Below are 17,509 nucleotides of genomic sequence, written 5' to 3'. Positions count from 1 at the left end.
AATAACAACAAAGAAATATTCTTTGCTGTTATGTAGCAAGTTTATTTATTCATTTGTACCAATGGTTCAACTTTTGTCATAAACGCTTGGTGAAGTGCTTCTACACCATCTACTAAATGTAGACGATCAATAACAACAGATATTTTAATTTCAGATGTACTTACCATTTTAACATGAATGTTTTCTTCTTTTAATGTAGAGAACATATGGGCAGCGACGCCTGGATTGGACACCATCCCAGAACCTACAATGGATACTTTCGCAAGATGATTTTCATATTCTACAGATTCATAGTGAAGTGTTTCTTGATTTTGTTTTAATGCTTCTAATGTTTCTCTTAAATCATTTGAATGAATAGAGAAAGATAGATGCACAGTTCCTTCATTTGTAATACTTTGAATAATAATATCAACATTAATATGAGCCTCTGCTAATGTAGAGAAAATCGTTGATAATGAGTCATGCTCTAATCCTTTTATTGTAACGCGTGTAATATTATCTTCAAATGCAATACCTTTTACGATGGATTGTTGTTCCATGTTACATTCTCCCCTTACAATTGTTCCGTTTTCTTGTTCCATACTGGAACGGACTTCTAATACGACATTATGGTTTTTCGCAAATTCAACAGCACGCGGATGTAAGACACCAGCCCCTAAGTTGGCAAGTTCTAACATTTCATCATAAGAGATTTCATCTAATTTATATGCATTATTTACAACGCGTGGATCAGTTGTGTAAACACCAGTTACGTCCGTATAAATATCACATTTCTTTGCTTTAAGAGCAGCTGCTAATGCAACAGCAGTTGTATCAGAACCACCTCGGCCTAGGGTTGTAATTTCTTTTTCTTCACTTAATCCTTGGAAACCAGCCACAATAACAATTGTCCCTTCTTGTAAATAAGATTGGATTCGCTCTGTATGGATATCGGTAATGCGAGCATTTCCGTGCACAGGTTCAGTTGTAATACCAGCTTGCCAACCTGTTAATGAAATCGCTTGATATCCTTTTGTTTGCAATGCCATTGTTAAGAGTGAAATTGTTACTTGTTCACCAGTTGTCAGCAGCATGTCTAATTCGCGCTTACTTGGATTTTCTGTAATAGAAGTAGCAAGTGCAACGAGTTCGTCAGTACTTTTGCCCATTGCTGAGACGACAGTGACGACATTATGTCCTTTTTCGTACTCTTCGATCATTAAATTAGCGACATGTTGAATGCGTTGAATATTTCCGACAGAAGTACCGCCGAATTTTTGCACAATCGTTTCCATCGTTCATTCCTTCTTTCAGCTTATTTTTCACAATACATCAGGAAATGTAATATAGGAGAGTAATATGAAAATCCCCAATATTCCTGTAGTTACCGGACAGAAAAGAAAAAACACCATCTCAAATAGATGAGGATGGTGCTGTTACAGGAAAAGGGAAACAGAAAACGGAGCTAATAAAAAAATCGCCAAAAAAGGAATATCAGTATAAACATGATATCTCTTTTTTGTAGATAGCTCTTCATATATACACGTCTGTATATATGACAGTTCTGTTTCTATTCGAAAACAGCCCCAATCGATAAATGCAGAGAAATTTATCGATTTCGGCAACACTTCCTTTCCTCTAAACTCATTGACATCTCTGTGTCTCCTTTAGAATAATCATAAGTGCTGCAACCTCTATCTCACGTTTTAGGCGAGAGTGTTTCAGTTATGAAGTTGTTGGTAACATGTGTTTTATAATAATTTAAATTTTTCGAGGAATCAAGTTATTTATTTAAATTCAGAAAATTATTTTTTTTAAGTTTGTAAGCAGTGAAAAAGAGGGGAGTACAAATGGAAAAGGTCTGACGTATTCAAGTGCCAATTAGTCAAATAGCGATTTGATTTTCAAATCTAGCATTCAGATAAACTGTTTTTTTTACAATATAATTTTTCATTAAAATAGAGAAATATATCGTTTTATATTAATTTTTAAGATATAGGGCTAGATTAGTTGATTTTAATAACGTATACTTTTATCGTTAGCTAATTTATCTCGTAGCATAGGGTATTTTTATCTCCTTCTTATAAGAAGAGGAGAGTATGAATGAGTTTGATAGATGAAATGCTAGTATTTTATGAAAAAAGGAGGCTAGTTAACACGGGACAAGTAAGTACATAACGTGTTAAGAGTAAGATGAAAAAAGTAATTTCTAACGTTTTAGCAATGACAGCTGCACTACAAGTTATAATGGTTCCAACAACCTCATTTGCGGCAGAAAAAGGATTTTCAGATGTACCAAAGAGTCATTGGGCATATGAGGCAATCAATGATTTAGCAAATCGAAACATCATTGCAGGTTATGACAACGGTAAATTTGGATTGGGAGACAGCGTAACGCGTGAACAAGTAGCTGCACTTATTTATCGTGCATTGAAACCAGAAGCGAAAGCAGAATATAAAAATCCATATCATGATGTAAGTGCAAGTACAACAATGTTTCCAAATGGGATTTTAGCTTTAACGGAGATGGGAATCTTTACAGGGGATGAGAACAAAAACTTTAGACCAAAGGATTCATTAACTCGCGCTGAAATGGCAATGATTTTACAAAGAGCTTATCATTTAAAAGTAAAGGCGAATCATACATTTCATGATGTGGATCCGAATTCTTGGGCGAAAGATGCAATTAGTGCGTTACAGTCTAATGGAATGGCAGAGGGAGATGGAACGGGTGCATTTTATCCGTCAAAAACTGTCACACGTGAGGAATATGCACAATTTTTATTTAATGCGGAACAATCTTATTTAAATTTAGATTTAACATTAGCTTCCAATGTAACAGCAGAAGAAATTGATAATTTTCTTAAGAAATCGCGTTCTGATAGTCCGTTAATTGGCCATGGACAAGACTTTATTGCAGCACAAAATGAACATGGTGTAAATGCTCTTTACTTAGCAGCACATGCAATTTTAGAATCTGGATATGGAAGATCTGAGATTGCATATCGTAAACATAATTTATTTGGACTACGTGCATATGATCGCGATCCATTCTATCATGCAAAATATTTACCAACATACCGTGATAGTATTTCGTACAATGCTAACTACGTGAGAGAACGTTATTTAGAGAAAGGTGCAATCTATTATAATGGTCCAACATTAGTTGGTATGAATGTGAAATATGCATCCGATCCAGAATGGGCTGGAAAAATTGCTGGTTTAATGGAGCGTATTAAGCCGTTTGATCGAAATGATTATAAAAATGCTAACAGATTACCGAAAAACCCACATACTTTAGACGTTGAAGCGTTAGGAAATGAAATTCCATATAAGGATTTAGGAAATAGAGAAATTGCTGTTCAGGCATCTGGAAAATATTATAAAGTGCCGTATCCATACGATTTGAAAATTAAGAGTATCCCAGATATTACACAAAATGAAATGGGAACATTAACGAATGGATCAAAAGTAACAGTTCATCGTGAAGATCCAAATGGATGGGTAGAGTTTTCGATGAAAGATAAGCAAGAAAAATATTGGACATTGAAAAGTAATTTAAAAATGTAATAAACGAAAAAGGTGTTTTCTCCACAGAAAACACCTTTTTGATTTGAAAAATTTGTTATTCTTCAGTAAATATAAATGTTTGTTTCATCTTTTTACTTTTACTTTCTGGATGCCCGTTATAAGTAAATTCTTTTTCTTCCCAAGTCATGACAACTTTAAATGTATGGCTAGTAAAATATAGTGGGAAAACCATATAATCAAAACTTGTATGACTTTTTGAGACATTTGTATGTGGTACAGTAGGTTTAAATGTAGTTTTAGCTGATGGATCATTACCAACTATTTCTATAGATACATTTGATACATCTTTACCGATATTTTTAACGAATAAACTATATGTATCATAGACACCTTGCTTCGGTTGTATCGCTTGTTTGTTTGAGTTGTAAGATTTATCAATTTCGATATACCATTGTTTAGACTTTGAAGCAACAGGAAGTTCTTGAAATGTAAAGGCACTTACTTGTATCGGCAATACTATACAAAGAAGAGTAAGTAAGAAAAATATTTTTCGTTTCATTTTACAAAGCCCCTATTCTTTTATAACTTTATTTGTTAGTATTATCCATTTTTGTCACAATATACGATATATGTAAAAAGAAAGAGTTGGTTGAGGGAATATGATCTTACTTGCATAGTAAGCAAAAATACATGCATATTTTGATTATTTTACACACCGATGTTTGAGGTGAATAAAAGAAAATGAGAAGGGAGAATATCTTTTGAACTTAAAACATGAGAAACGTATGAGGTCAGAAATAGCTGATAAACCTTATTTGACTAAAGGATGGAGCTATGTTGCAGTCTTTGCACTATTTCCGTATGCAATTTTAAAATCGCTTTGGGCATGGGGAGTAACTGTATTTCTCACGACTCTGTCGTTTCAGCATCGGATTAAAAACAAATCGTCTGAAAAAGAAATGTAGAAGCTCTAAATTTGAGCAAATAGCAAAAAGAAAAACTAATTTTAAGTGAAGTCAGTGAAATATTAAATAAAGCCCCAGTAGAATATAGAGAAGTAGGAAGAGAAGAAATAGAAAAGAAATTCTTACATTTTCAAATGATGTGAGGCATTACGCAGAAAAGAAAATGGCGAAGAGTTTTATAGATTTATATAAGGTAAGTGTGCCAATGACTTTACTATGTAGCTTAGCTGCTCTTGTGTTTTATGAAGGACATTTTTTAGAAGAAAAGTGCACGAAAGTAAATGGAGAATTAGGATTGGAAAAGGGAAGAACATAAGGTGGGACAGAATCCTTAAAAGTGTTGCTTTTTTCTTGTTTCACATCTTATAATGAAGACTATTTTAAGTGGGTAAAGACGATTTTGATATCAAAATCGTCTTTTTTATATTATGTAAAAACGATTTTGATGGAAATCAAGTGAATAGAGATAAAAATAAAAAAATAAGAAGTATTAGAGATATACTGTAGTCACAAAGGAAAACACAAAAAAATTTGAAGAACAACTTAGAAAATTTAGAGGAAACAAACAGGGAGAACTAAGAAGGGTAATGAGTAAGAAATAAAAAATATTAGTATTTAAATTCAAAATATAAAAATAGGAGTGTTTCATTGTGCCAGTGAGAGTATATGATTATCAAAATAGTAAAACCCCATTAATGTTAGGTTTAGCCGAAAATGTATTAGAGAAAGAAGTACCAGGTAATTATTTTTTAGATACAGATTGGTTAAAAGGGCCGAGCATTTTAATTACATTAAGAGAAAAGGAATCAGAGGAAAGACTTGCTGATCAAGTAAAGCAATATGTTGAACATTATAAAAATGAAAATAGTGTAGATCCAGTTGTTATCGAAACGATAAAGAGAAAATATGAAAAAGAACAAAAGAGATTAATTGATCTTGAGTTAAGAACAGCTGAAAATATTGAGATGCAAGATGATGGGGTAGTAGAAATAGGAGAGGGAAAAAGTGGTGTTTATAACTCTGAATATCACAGACAATTATTTCATAGATTTAGATTTTTGAGCCAGCCTGTTAATAATAAATTATTAAAAGAGATTAGTGATATGAATGAGAAGGAGCGTACAAAATTATTTACGGAAATGTTTCTATATATTGCTACTTTATTTAACGGAAATATTACTCAGGGATACATTTCTTATCTATCTCATGTTATGGGCTTTTTCTCAAGATTAAAACTTGAAGGACATGATGAAAATGTTAAGGAACGATTTGATGATTTATATAACAAGTTGTTTAAAGAAGAAGTTATAAATTATACTCAAGAAACTAAATCAGCTTTAAGTGAATGGAAAGAAGTATGGAAAACTATTAGTGATGATATGAGGGCTGATTTCAAAAAAGAAAAATTTATTGATGACAAAAACCTTGATTTAAATATTCAATATCAAATGTTTAAAAAGCATATTTCAAAGATGGACAATCCATTTCACAATTTGTTACTTGAAAAAGGAGATTTGGAAGCACTAATGATGTCAGATGAGATGATAATTTATCGAAATATTATTAATCTATTCTATATTACATTGCCATTTTTTGAACAAGGAATGTTAAAAAAACATTTTTATGGATACTGTGCAATTAAACATGTAGAAGAAAATTATAGCAATCTCCTTATGAAAATTTAAGTTTTAGAAATGAGGTATTTCTAATGGAAACACTGAATCCTTTTGTGTTGATTAGGACGAATTCAATTGAGAAAAAGTCAGTAGAGATAAGCAATAAAATTGAATTTGAAGAACAAATAAAGAAAATATTAGAGTTAAAGGAACAATTTGATAAATCGAAAGAAAAATTAATTAACCTATTAGAAAGGCTCATTGAAGTCTCTAAAGATAATAAATTACTAAACATAAAAAGAGCCATATATAATGAAAGATTTAATAAGTTTGAAAAAATATTATTTGAAGTTACTTCTAAGCTAAATGAAGATATAGTGAGAGAACTTACAATGTTTTATGAATTATGGATGAATTATCTGAATCATGAAACTGAATATGAAATGTTGTATGAGAATACCTATAACAATGCCAGAAGAAAAATGTATGAAGAAGTAAAGAATAGTAATGAAATAAAAAATAACTTATTAATGATTCAACCCAAAATTTATCAAACATTAAATAAGTATTTAGCATTGCCACCAGAAGAACATAAAAATAAAGAAAGAAAACTCGATTATACTCTTTATAAGGTACTTTCAAGAGCAGCTATGAAGACTAGCCCATTCTCTGAAATAACAAGGGTTGGGAGAGTTAACTTAGTTGAGAGTGATTATGAGGATGATAGATCTGTTTTTAAATATGAAAAATTTATAAAAATAAACTATGCATTTTTAAATCGATTAATTTTTGAATTTTTGCTCAATGAGGATAATTTTTACAAGAAAGTAACCTACAAAATTCCTCCCTTATCTATTGAGAAAGAAAATCAAAAAAATTACATTAGCTTTGTGGCTACCAGTGATGATAAGAAAAGTGAAAAAATTTTTGAGACAAGTGAAATTGTGAAGAAATTAAGAATGCCTAGGAGGTTAGCTGAATTTTTTAAGAAACATAGTGTAAATAGTGTTATTAGTGTGAAAGATTTATTAGGCGTCTTTCAAGGAGAAAAAATCTCTGAAAAGCAGGTGTTAGATCTTATAAAAGAATATGTACAAATAGGATTATTAGTACCAACTGTTGGGTTTTCTCAAAAAAATGAGACAGAATTTATTTCGGAAATTCTGGAAGTTGGAAATGAATACTTATCCCCAGAAAAATATAAAGAGCTTTCACAGATATTACAATCTTTAAGTAATATCAAGAATCAATTACAAGGTTCCATAAATATTCACCATAGAAACAAATTATATAAGGATACGGCGAATCTTCTTAATAGTTACTCTGAAACTAGGGATATCTATATAGATCCAAGTAGATTGTTTTATGAAGATGGCGTGGTAAAAGACGAGTTTCATTTAGATTATTCTCGATTAGAAAAGAATTTGCCTGTTCTTAAAAGTCTTCAAAGATTGTCTTTACTATTTGATGTGAATATTAGAATGCAGTTAGAGCTTGGAAAACAACTGAAGGAACATAATGTAAAAAAAATGAACAATGATTTTTTTACATTATTATTTGATACATCTAAAGAAATTCTTCCATATTGGTCAAGACCAGTATATCGATATCTTAACGCAACTTCTAAATGGGTCAAACTTTTAGATGAATTAAAATTGGAATTTATAAAAGAATTAAATGAAATTTGTAATGGAAAAGAAGATGTTAATATAATTTCACTAATTGAAAAATATAATAAAAAAATTCCAGAGCAAATATATAATATAGCGGATCTATCTTCGAGCTTTTTCGTGCAACTAAATGGAGACAAAATAATTATTAATGCAATTTATGATGGACAAGAAAAATACAAAGCAAGATTCATGGATTATTTTAAGAAATATCTGATTAGTGATGAGAATTATCAAAAATTCGAAGAAGATTATTATAAAAAACAAGATTACAGTGAGTACACAGAAAACTTTGGTTTTAATGGAAATATAAAAGAATATACGTTAAATAATTTAGTTACAACAGTTGGAACAGGAAGAAAAAGATTCTCAAAAGCTGCAAAAGATTACTTAGAAGTAGAAAGTTTATCAATTGATGCTGAAAAAGAAACGGATGCGATAAGATTCCATACTGGAAATAGTGGAAAGCGTGTGAAAATTTTATTTAGAGGATCTTTAATTCCTACCGCAATGCCTGGTTATATATCAACCTTACTACAACTATTTTCTTCTGGAAGGATGACATTTAAATTTCCAGATTTAATTAGAGGAGAGAAAATTCCAAGGATTTTTGCAAATAATATTATTTTAAGTAGAAGAAGAGTTACTTTAAGTTGTGCTGCAGAGTTTTTAAATAAAAAAGAATTAGAAAGTTCAATGGAATATCATAAACGGTTGAATTTGTATTTTACAAAGCATGGATTACCAAAACAATTTTTTGTCGTTGCTAAGCGAGATTTATCTGATAAAGAATTTAAGCTTATTGATTTTAAACCATTTTTTGTAGATGTACTAAACCCTATTTCACTGAAAGTTTTCGAAAAGGAGATATTGAAAAAACATGCAGGTACTAAATATGAAAACTTATATATTGAAGAATGTTTGAGCGATGATGCTACATTTGCAACAGAATACGACATTGAAATTTTTAAAAAAGAGGATGTTCAGTGAGTAAAGAGGTGAAATCTTAAAAAGGGAGGGAGATACAATGAGTAAAGAAATAAAATTATTAAACCGAGAGAATGTAATGATATATAGAAAGAAGAATATTACTCTTTTAAAGACAAGCTATAAAACGTTAAAGATTGAGCTTGATGATCAAGAGCATAAATTACTTACCAAGATACTAACTCAGACAATAAATGGGGAATGGTTCTCCAACATTATGTTGGGGAACAGAAAAAGTTGTTTGAAAATAGTGAAATTGCTTATAAACCACGGTATGCTATTTAGTTATTATGAAAATGATCCTATTGATCGAAATAAAAATCAAAAGTGGTTTCCAATTTTATCGCAGTATTTGCCTAGTCAATATAATTCGCAAGAAGCAGCCAGCAAAGTTGAAAAATCTAATATTGCGATTGCTGAAACACTTGTAGTGAAGATCCCTAATATTGCACAAGTATTTCAATCAAATAATATAAATGTATTTATATATAAGGATAAAAAAGAAGTTAAAAATAATGATTTCGTTATTACAGATAAAAAGGAAGATATCTTAAGCGGTGATCAACGATATATATTTATTCAAAAATTTAATACGGGTATTTGTGGAACTGTAGTAGATTATCTAGATTATGAATTATTGGATAATGAAATCAATACTTTGGTACAAAACATGGGAGCATTCTACATTTTCATTTTCACTCTAAAACAAATTATTGGTTTTGGGAAAGATACCTTTTATATAAATGAAAATGGAAAATTCATTGAAAATGAGACAAAACAAGGTGAAATCGAAGTTATTAGTACATCACAAATCCCATTAATTGTTAGTGATATAGAACCGATTGATCAAATCGATAATTTTGAACAGTATTTATTAAATAATAGAATTCATTTGCAAATATCGAATCATTTAACAAAGTTAGGGGAATTAAAGCAAATTGGTTTTTCAACATATGGAATGAAAGATGTTATAGATAATGAAGAATATTCAATTGCTGGATTGAATTTTGAAAAGAACAGCGTTGAGACAATAACATTCACTTTGCAATCATATTTAACAAAACACACTGGAAATCAGTGGTTGGTTACAACAGCTAAAGATTACTATTATAAAAAAGCATGTCTGCTTTTAGAACACTTAGAAGAGCCTAGTTCAATTTTTAAAATGAGTAGTAGTCAATTGAGAAATATAAAAGTGTTATCGGCATATAAATATTTTTTAACGGATGTGAATTTATATATAGAACGTTTTGAATATTCAGGAGCGTATAAAATATATATTGGTACTGAAGATCAGCAGCTATTTGGTGACAATCAAAAGACAATTAGGTTAGAAGAGCAAATCGAAAAGACTGTCATTAATTATATTTTCAATAAATTAAACTCTGAAGCTAATGTAAAAACACCATATTATTTTAAAGAGCATAAAATTAAGTTAACAGATCTACAAGAAGAATTCGTTCCATTCCATGAAGATGAAAATCATTTCATTGAAAAAGCCTTAAGGCTTTTTAAAGAAAATAACATTAGGTATGAAGAATGGGCATGGACCTATGAGTACGAGCTTTTAAAATTTGGATTTGCTGCTAGGAGAATTGATGTAGGTGAATACAATGAATAGCAAAATTATTATAAAAAAGGTTAGAGAGTTGATTGTTATAGCAACATTGTATTCTTGGAACCATTATATTAAAGAACGTATTCAAGATAATACTGATTATGAGATTGAAGATTTTGATGAAGAAAAAATGGCGTTTATTGATTATGAAATAATTAAAGTTTTAAAAAGTCTGGTTAATAATGAAAAATACTATACTTTCAGCTTAATTACAAAAACATTTGAGGAAAGGCGTGTTTTAGACTATTCCTTGGTAAATACTAGGGAACATTTAAGTTGTGATTCTAGTAAAATTAGTTATCAAAATTTCAGGAAAACAAAATTTGAAGAAATTATGAAAAAGATTTTAGTTTATCACTCCAGTTTAATTCATCCGATATTTGGTATATTTAAGGGACATTATCGAGGAATTGCTGATTCCATGCCATTAATTGCTGTTGATGCAAAATTAGGAAGGCGAAGTTATGATGCATATGGCAGAGCTTCTAGTTACAATGAATCTTATTATACAGGTGTCTTAGAGGCTTTGGAGAGATTTCATGGAGTAGCTCCACAAGATTCAAAGACAATTATTATGAGTGAAGATGAATTGAAGAAATTAAAGATGGAATATTTACCGATGAAAAAATTTAATCATTACGGAAAAGAAAATTATGAATTAAAAACATTCGAATTTAATGAATATTCCTCAAAAAAGAAAATTAGATGGAGATCTACATTTGATTATAACAAGAAAAGGGAAGTATTGATTCCAGAACAAATTATCTATTTTTCTAATGAACAATTTTATAAAGATGGTAGTGAAGAAAGATATATAGCTGAAACTTCGAATGGAACAGCGATAGGTAGTACGTGGGAAGAAGCGGCAATCGTATCTTTGATGGAGGTTATTGAAAGAGATTCATTTCTTGTCCATTGGTATACAAAATCACCACCAATTAAACTAGATAACATCGAGAGTTATCCAGATACGGATATTCAGCTAATGCTAGCATATTTAGAAATGATTGATTACAAAGTTCATCTATTTGATATTACTTTAGAATCAAGAATTCCTGCTTACTGGGTTTTACTTGAATATAAAGGAGATAATGATGAAAACTTAGCTTTTTATACAGCTGCTGGAGCCAATATTAATCCAATAGCTGCAATAAAATCAGCATTAATTGAAGCTGCTACTTCAATTAAAGTGTTTAAGGCATATATGTATAAAAAGTATACAGAGAGTGAACTTTTAAATTTAAAAAGAAACTATTTAAATGTTAATAAATTAGAAGATCATCTATATTTATTTTCGTCCAAGGAGATGAGGAAACACCTCGAATTTGCTTTAAATACTCCGAAACATACTGATATCGTATTGAGTATTCAAAGCTATCAAGCAGATAATGGGAGGAGAATTACCCAAGGAGAATTATTAGAGGAATTATTAAATAGGATAACTCAAAATCACAAAGAAATTTTTATTTCGGATTTAAGCAATGCATTTTTAAGAGATATGGGGTTGAGTTGTACTAAAATTCATATACCAACATTACAAAATATTGGATTTGGAATGCAATACCAAAATATCAATAGGGATCGATTAGAACAAGCAGTGAAGATAAATAAATTAGAGGGAGATTTCAAAGTACTAACCAATGTTCCTCATCCATTTCCATAAAGTAGGTGAAATAGTGAATTCATTAGAATTTCAATATTATAAACGATACTCAAAAGATAGATACAATATGACTCATTTAACACACCTAACTCCATTTATAAAAAAACAATATTTTTCTGGAGGGACAAGAGTCAATCTTGAAAAAGAAACGGAATTGAATACAATTCTGAAACAGATTATAAAAAATACGCTGAAGATAAACCGATTTGATATTTTGAGTAGATATCAGGAGCATAATCATTCTCCTTCAACAAGGAATATGCATTCTTGTCAACTATTATTTTGGGTTAATAGTAAGGTATTATTCTATGATTTATATGAAGATGAACTGTTCTTAGTTAATGATCACATAATAGGAAATAATTTTTCAATGGACAAGATATACATAATCGGTTTTTCAGATTTATTGAATATTTCACGGTATTATAGTGAGTTCGCCTTATATCTCAGTATTTTGGATGCTGGACACGTGTTATTTAACGTAAAAAATACATTAAACTTATTAGGAAATAAATATGGGTGTTACAAATCATTTAATGTTACAGAAGTATTAAAACAATTGGATATACCACTAGATTCTTCATATGCTTCTTTCCTAGTTGAAATGGATAGGCCTAATGGAGAGTTGGAAATTGAAGTGGATGTTAAACAGAAAAGAATCGCGACATTGAAAACGTTTAATGAATTAAAACCAACTGCATATGTGAGTCAACTGCTTGAGCATTTTAAATTAAAAGAAATAGGTAGTTTTATTCCGATGCATGATGAAATTGGATTTTCATATAACAAGGTAAGAAATTCGGCGCATACAATGGTAGGGAACTTTAATATATCTGAACAATTTGATAAATTGAATGCGAGAGAAGCAGTACTCTCAATTGGTAGAGTTAAAAACTGCATTACAAATCCAGAGATCAATTTTTGCATAGTAGAGAAAGAGAAAATAACTTTTGATAATGGTAGTAATCAAAATATTAGCGTTGATTTTAGTAAAATTCTTTATAATGATCATGAATTCTTTGATTTGCAAACATATTCAAAAGTTGTAGTTTGTTATTCAAACGAGAAATTAATTAAAAAAGATGGTTTAATCTCTACAATTATTTCTGCAGGGGAATTAATGCAAGCATTTTGTCTTCATAGTGCAGAAAAAGGTTATGCTTTTCGACCAATGAAAAATCATAACGATGAATATTTAAAAGAGATATTAGAGCTAGATAATACATGGGAAATAAATTATATTGGTGTTTTATGTAATAGTCCTGTAACTCAGATTAGGGAGTATTTATAAAATGAGAGAGGTGTATGGACATGTGGTTTTCCTATCATGCTTATATTCATGATTATAACGCGTTAGACAAATATATGAGTGAGAAGTTTCCAAAATTTATTGAGGAGAATATACCTGATAAAAATAATTGGTTTTTTATAAGATATTGGCTAGGTGGTCCACATATTAGATTAAGGGTGAATAATGAGCAATCTTTCAATCATGAATTTTTTAGAGAGAAATTCCAAAAATCAATTGAAGATTTTATATCCAAAGAGAGTATTAAATTAATCGATTACGATAATTTTTATAATGAAACAATGCTGAAAGGGGAAAATATAAGTTCAGTATTTTGGAAACAGCATGGTACCGTAGAAAAAGATAATTATGAACCGGAATACGATAGATATGGTGGAAGGGAAGGTATGGAGATATCAGAAAACATTTTTTCTCAGAGTAGCAATCTAGTATTAAAGTTAAATACATTGTCTTTTGGATACAGATTAATAGTTGCTACTGATCTGCTTTTCTGGACGATTAAAGAATTGGATCTTCCAAATAGTACATATAGCATATATAAAGAAATGTGGAAAATATATAAACAAGCAAACTGTAGTGATGATTCTGAAAAAAAAGATTATTTAATTAAAAAAAGGGTAGATTATTTAAAAAAAATGAATGTTCCGCAAAAAGCATATAGTGAGTATTTAGAAGCATTAAAAAAATTAAAAGGGTTTCCACTTCATGTGATTTTATCACATATTCATATGACAAACAATCGTTTGGGAGTACATCCTGAATTAGAGTATGAAATTGCAAAGAGTCTCAGTGAAATGAGGGAACTGACATATGAAATTAAGTAAAGAAGTGACTTGGTGGGATACAGATTTTGATAGATCTTCGCTGAGGAAGTATTTTCATAAACATTCAATTTCGAGAAGAAATTATACATCAGTTCAAATAAAAAAGGTTAAAGGTTCGAAGAAGTGGGATAAATACGAAGGGATTGCATTACAAAAGTATTCATCAAAAGTACAGATTGAAGAAATTTTAAAGCGTAGAAGAACGAGAAGGGTTCGTTCGGAGGTAAATATTACGAAAGAAATTCTATCAAAATTGTTGTTATTTTCTGTGGGAATTACAGATAGTGAAAATAATTACTTTGCGTATCCTTCGCCAGGAGCATTGTATCCGTGTACTTTATTTTTAACAATTAATCTTCCTGATTTTAAAGATGATATATATAGATATAACCCATATAAGCATATGTTAGAAAAATATTCTTTGAATACAGGGCATTATTTAGATGAGGTGGTTATTGATAACCAATTAGCTAAATTCCCATTAAAAATATTTTTCACAAGTGACTACCAATTATTGGAAGATAAATATGGTGAATTATCTTATCGGTTGCTAAATCAAGAAATTGGTCATATGGCTCAAAATATTTCACTATATGCGGAATATTTAGGGTTGAATACTACTTGCATTGGTGGATTTTATGAAGAAGAATTTAAAAAGTATATAAAAGAGTATGACTTATTATATGTAATGGTGGTGGGATAGATGAATCTTATATTAAAAGCAGAAAATAAATTATTAAATATAGATAATACAATTTATATAGAGAATATTTTTAATAAAAGTGTAACGAAGATCAAAGTTAATGAATCAATAGATGATGCCAGACTACAAAAAATGATGTATGAAGGAATTGAAATTAATAAATTAAAAGATTGGGATTCAGAAGAAGGAAAAGTTCTGATTAGTATTTTTAAATCAGTTCCGGAAAAATTTTTATTAAGTAAAGATATAAAGGTGTTAAGTAAGGAATTGAATATTAGAAATGTATTTTTACTATGTGAACAAACAGGAACACCAATAGAAGATTTATTGAATTATAGGGAGTCACTTGAAAATACATGTATCTATATCTTAGGTGACAAAAACAATCTACTCTCCACAATATTAGAAAATAATGGATTTCATGTTGTTGATACTATTGAGAATGTAAATAAAAGGATAATTGGGGTTGTAGAAAAGGAGTTTTTAAACTCTGATCTAGATATGCTAGATGGATTTGATTGTATTCTTCCTTATTCGGTAACCGAAATGACATTAGGGCCTTGTATCTTTTCATTAGCTGAATTTCCTAAAGAGCAACTTGGAACTAATGTACGTAAGAGTAGTGATTCGCAAGTAATCCCATCTTATGCAAATATGTTAACAATTTATTCTCTATTAATAAATAACCTAATCTTTTTAATAAATAACACACACCAAAAATTATATGTAGATGCAGCTTTACCAATTAATCGATTCTTTCATTTAAAGCTACCAGATATGAAACTAGTTGCGAAAACGGTGTTTTAAATTTGAGAGGAGGAGCTAACATGAATGTAGTTAAACTAAAAAAATTATCAAAGAAATATGGAAAAAAACAAGTTCTGAAAGATATTAGCTTTTTTGTAGAGAAAGGAAGTATTGTTGCAATTTTAGGACATAATGGTGCAGGGAAAACAACTTTAATCAATTCGATTATGAATATTATCGATTATGATGGGGAGATTGAGTTTAGTTTTGATAAGAAAGATTTATACAAAAAGGTAGGATATCAAATGCAATCGTCAAGTTATGAACAAGAATCTAAAGTATATGAAGTGTGTAAATTATACAAAAAAATTTTAAAAAGCTCCATTGATTTGGAAAGTTTATTACAGGATTTTGAATTTACAAATTTTAAAAATATGTATATTAAAGATTTATCTGGTGGACAAAGGCAAAAATTATCAATTCTTTTAACATTAATAGGAGATCCAGAACTTGTTATATTTGATGAACTGTCAACAGGTCTTGATGCAATGTCAAGACATCAAATTTGGAACTATGTTAAAAAGCTAAATCAAGAGAAGAGAATGACTGTTATTTTAACTAGCCATTTTCTAGATGAAGTTGAATATTTAGCGGATAAGGTAGTTATTTTAAATAAGGGGAAAATTGAAAGAATTGGAACAGTTTCTAATATCATAAATGAAGAATTTGACTCAGCTAAAAAGATTGAATTTAGAGCAGATAATAGAGAAGAGTTCTATGCAGCGTTTGGTGGGAAAATTATAAATGAAGGAAATGTGTTGTCTTTAGATTACAGAGGAGATAAAGAGGAGGAAATGTATAAAAAAGTAAAACAATTAGGTGGATATGATATAGCTATCAAAAATCATACTTTTGAAGATGCTTTTCTAAAAATATTAGGTTACAAGTTAGTAAAGAATGGGGAGATCTTAAATGGATAATTTATTAGTTCTATCAGGCTATCAAATTAAGCTACTATTAAGAAATGTTAAAAGCGTAATTTTAGGATTCACCTTACCAATAGCTATGTTTTTCATTTTTAGTAATTTATTATCTGGCTATACAGTTGATGGACAGATGGCGCTTACAAACCTACTTGTACCAGCATACATCCCAATTATTATAGTTAATGGTGTTATGGTGATATTTGGACAAAATTTCATTGTTTATAAAGAACAAGGGAATTTATTGAAATTTAAGTTGTTAGGGATATCAGGTTTAACAGTTTCTGCCAGTCTTTACATCGCGACTTTTATTTTTCAATTGGTTGCATCGTTAGTATTAGTTGTATTTGCTTCAGTTTTAAAAAATATTTCGATTCCGTTTGAAAATGTACCAAATGTAATCATAGTGTTTTTAATCATTAATATGTATCAATTTGCGATTACGTATTTTTTAACTGCTTTTATAAATAAAAGTGTAACCTATCAATCAGTTTCACTATTAATATTCTATTTTCAAATTTTCTTAGGTGGGTTAACATTCCCGCCAGAGATGTTTCCAACTTTTTTAAAGAATTTGGTTTACCTTTTTAATCCAATTATTTATGGCTTAACCATGATGAGAGGGGTATGGTCAACAAATGACTCAGTGTTAGATTATCCAAAAGAAATTATGATTTTAGTTGGAGTTTCAATTGTTTTAATTACTCTTGGTATGGCTATTCAAAAGAAGTTAAAAAAATAAATTAATGGGAGAGAGAAATCAATGGGAAATGAAAAAGACAAATTAGTAGAAGAATTATTTTCAGATATAGAGGATTTAGACTTTGTAGAAATTAGTGAAGCGACAGCGTTACCAGAGACAGCAGCAACAAGTGGATCAATGGCAAGTAATGGCTGCTCAACGTGTGGTTCAA

16 protein-coding genes and 1 riboswitch are annotated in these 17,509 nt (G+C 29.8%); of the genes, 14 read left to right on the top strand and 2 right to left on the bottom strand.

The genetic code is table 11. From position 1 onward, the window contains the following. Positions 1 to 41: 41 nt before the first annotated feature. A complete protein-coding gene (locus MR056_RS13115; protein WP_087098385.1) occupies positions 42 to 1,274 on the bottom strand; it encodes an aspartate kinase in 1,233 nt (410 codons plus the stop codon). Positions 1,275 to 1,497: 223 nt separating this feature from the next. Next, a riboswitch (Lysine riboswitch) is annotated at positions 1,498 to 1,684 on the bottom strand. A 488-nt stretch (positions 1,685 to 2,172) separates the two neighbouring features. On the opposite strand from MR056_RS13115, the gene MR056_RS13110 reads away from it, so the two are divergent. Beyond that, positions 2,173 to 3,549 (top strand): S-layer homology domain-containing protein, encoded by a 1,377-nt coding sequence (locus tag MR056_RS13110; RefSeq protein ID WP_087098387.1) that lies wholly within the window; start codon positions 2,173 to 2,175, stop codon positions 3,547 to 3,549. Between the two features lie 55 nt (positions 3,550 to 3,604). Here MR056_RS13110 and MR056_RS13105 read toward each other — a convergent pair whose 3' ends face one another. Continuing rightward, positions 3,605 to 4,069, bottom strand: coding sequence for a hypothetical protein (locus MR056_RS13105; RefSeq protein WP_087098389.1), 465 nt, complete (start codon positions 4,067 to 4,069; stop codon positions 3,605 to 3,607). 202 nt (positions 4,070 to 4,271) lie between these two features. On the opposite strand from MR056_RS13105, the gene MR056_RS13100 reads away from it, so the two are divergent. The 13 genes from MR056_RS13100 to MR056_RS13040 all read left to right on the top strand — a co-directional run. Beyond that, a complete protein-coding gene (locus MR056_RS13100; protein ID WP_087098391.1) occupies positions 4,272 to 4,475 on the top strand; it encodes a hypothetical protein in 204 nt (67 codons plus the stop codon). Between the two features lie 163 nt (positions 4,476 to 4,638). Continuing rightward, positions 4,639 to 4,791, top strand: coding sequence for a hypothetical protein (locus MR056_RS13095; protein ID WP_176371926.1), 153 nt, complete (start codon positions 4,639 to 4,641; stop codon positions 4,789 to 4,791). Positions 4,792 to 5,125: 334 nt separating this feature from the next. Further along, the gene (locus tag MR056_RS13090; protein WP_087098393.1) at positions 5,126 to 6,160 is read left to right on the top strand and encodes a hypothetical protein; all 1,035 of its coding nucleotides are present in this window, start codon (positions 5,126 to 5,128) and stop codon (positions 6,158 to 6,160) included. Between the two features lie 23 nt (positions 6,161 to 6,183). Further along, entirely contained in the window at positions 6,184 to 8,751 is a 2,568-nt protein-coding gene (locus MR056_RS13085) for a hypothetical protein (RefSeq protein ID WP_087098395.1), read from the top strand. Between the two features lie 37 nt (positions 8,752 to 8,788). Further along, the gene (locus MR056_RS13080; RefSeq protein WP_087098397.1) at positions 8,789 to 10,369 is read left to right on the top strand and encodes a hypothetical protein; all 1,581 of its coding nucleotides are present in this window, start codon (positions 8,789 to 8,791) and stop codon (positions 10,367 to 10,369) included. After that, positions 10,362 to 12,029 (top strand): YcaO-like family protein, encoded by a 1,668-nt coding sequence (locus MR056_RS13075; protein ID WP_242136569.1) that lies wholly within the window; start codon positions 10,362 to 10,364, stop codon positions 12,027 to 12,029. The genes MR056_RS13080 and MR056_RS13075 overlap by 8 nt, the downstream gene beginning before the upstream one ends. A gap of 13 nt (positions 12,030 to 12,042) precedes the next feature. Then, a complete protein-coding gene (locus MR056_RS13070; protein ID WP_140388412.1) occupies positions 12,043 to 13,320 on the top strand; it encodes a hypothetical protein in 1,278 nt (425 codons plus the stop codon). Positions 13,321 to 13,334: 14 nt separating this feature from the next. Then, positions 13,335 to 14,162, top strand: coding sequence for a thiopeptide-type bacteriocin biosynthesis protein (locus MR056_RS13065; RefSeq protein WP_087098403.1), 828 nt, complete (start codon positions 13,335 to 13,337; stop codon positions 14,160 to 14,162). Next, complete coding sequence (locus MR056_RS13060; RefSeq protein ID WP_210351330.1) at positions 14,149 to 14,865, top strand: SagB family peptide dehydrogenase; 717 nt, start codon at positions 14,149 to 14,151, stop codon at positions 14,863 to 14,865. The genes MR056_RS13065 and MR056_RS13060 overlap by 14 nt, the downstream gene beginning before the upstream one ends. Further along, the gene (locus MR056_RS13055; RefSeq protein ID WP_087098407.1) at positions 14,866 to 15,672 is read left to right on the top strand and encodes a hypothetical protein; all 807 of its coding nucleotides are present in this window, start codon (positions 14,866 to 14,868) and stop codon (positions 15,670 to 15,672) included. 20 nt (positions 15,673 to 15,692) lie between these two features. Continuing rightward, positions 15,693 to 16,592: an ABC transporter ATP-binding protein gene (locus MR056_RS13050; protein ID WP_087098408.1), complete on the top strand. Its 900-nt coding sequence runs from the start codon at positions 15,693 to 15,695 to the stop codon at positions 16,590 to 16,592. Then, positions 16,585 to 17,337, top strand: coding sequence for an ABC transporter permease (locus tag MR056_RS13045; RefSeq protein ID WP_087098410.1), 753 nt, complete (start codon positions 16,585 to 16,587; stop codon positions 17,335 to 17,337). The genes MR056_RS13050 and MR056_RS13045 overlap by 8 nt, the downstream gene beginning before the upstream one ends. A 21-nt stretch (positions 17,338 to 17,358) precedes the next feature. Further along, positions 17,359 to 17,509, top strand: a 151-nt coding sequence (locus MR056_RS13040; RefSeq protein ID WP_242136568.1) for a thiazolylpeptide-type bacteriocin, incomplete at its 3' end; no start/stop codon positions are given.

Source organism: Bacillus cereus group sp. BfR-BA-01360, assembly GCF_022663595.1.
GTDB classification, from domain to species: Bacteria; Bacillota; Bacilli; order Bacillales; family Bacillaceae_G; genus Bacillus_A; species Bacillus_A cytotoxicus.
Note: the sequence above shows the minus strand (reverse complement) of the source record. Positions and strands in the feature narration are given on the sequence as shown.

Bases quoted from the DNA above. Each gene is read 5' to 3' on its own strand.
- MR056_RS13060 (WP_210351330.1), top strand. From the start codon at position 14,149: ATGAAATTAAGTAAAGAAGTGACTTGGTGGGATACAGATTTTGATAGA.
- MR056_RS13075 (WP_242136569.1), top strand. From the start codon at position 10,362: ATGAATAGCAAAATTATTATAAAAAAGGTTAGAGAGTTGATTGTTATA.
- MR056_RS13110 (WP_087098387.1), top strand. From the start codon at position 2,173: ATGAAAAAAGTAATTTCTAACGTTTTAGCAATGACAGCTGCACTACAA.
- MR056_RS13085 (WP_087098395.1), top strand. From the start codon at position 6,184: ATGGAAACACTGAATCCTTTTGTGTTGATTAGGACGAATTCAATTGAG.
- MR056_RS13050 (WP_087098408.1), top strand. From the start codon at position 15,693: ATGAATGTAGTTAAACTAAAAAAATTATCAAAGAAATATGGAAAAAAA.
- MR056_RS13055 (WP_087098407.1), top strand. From the start codon at position 14,866: ATGAATCTTATATTAAAAGCAGAAAATAAATTATTAAATATAGATAAT.
- MR056_RS13095 (WP_176371926.1), top strand. From the start codon at position 4,639: ATGGCGAAGAGTTTTATAGATTTATATAAGGTAAGTGTGCCAATGACT.
- MR056_RS13045 (WP_087098410.1), top strand. From the start codon at position 16,585: ATGGATAATTTATTAGTTCTATCAGGCTATCAAATTAAGCTACTATTA.
- MR056_RS13065 (WP_087098403.1), top strand. From the start codon at position 13,335: ATGGACATGTGGTTTTCCTATCATGCTTATATTCATGATTATAACGCG.
- MR056_RS13080 (WP_087098397.1), top strand. From the start codon at position 8,789: ATGAGTAAAGAAATAAAATTATTAAACCGAGAGAATGTAATGATATAT.
- MR056_RS13105 (WP_087098389.1), bottom strand. From the start codon at position 4,069: ATGAAACGAAAAATATTTTTCTTACTTACTCTTCTTTGTATAGTATTG.
- MR056_RS13115 (WP_087098385.1), bottom strand. From the start codon at position 1,274: ATGGAAACGATTGTGCAAAAATTCGGCGGTACTTCTGTCGGAAATATT.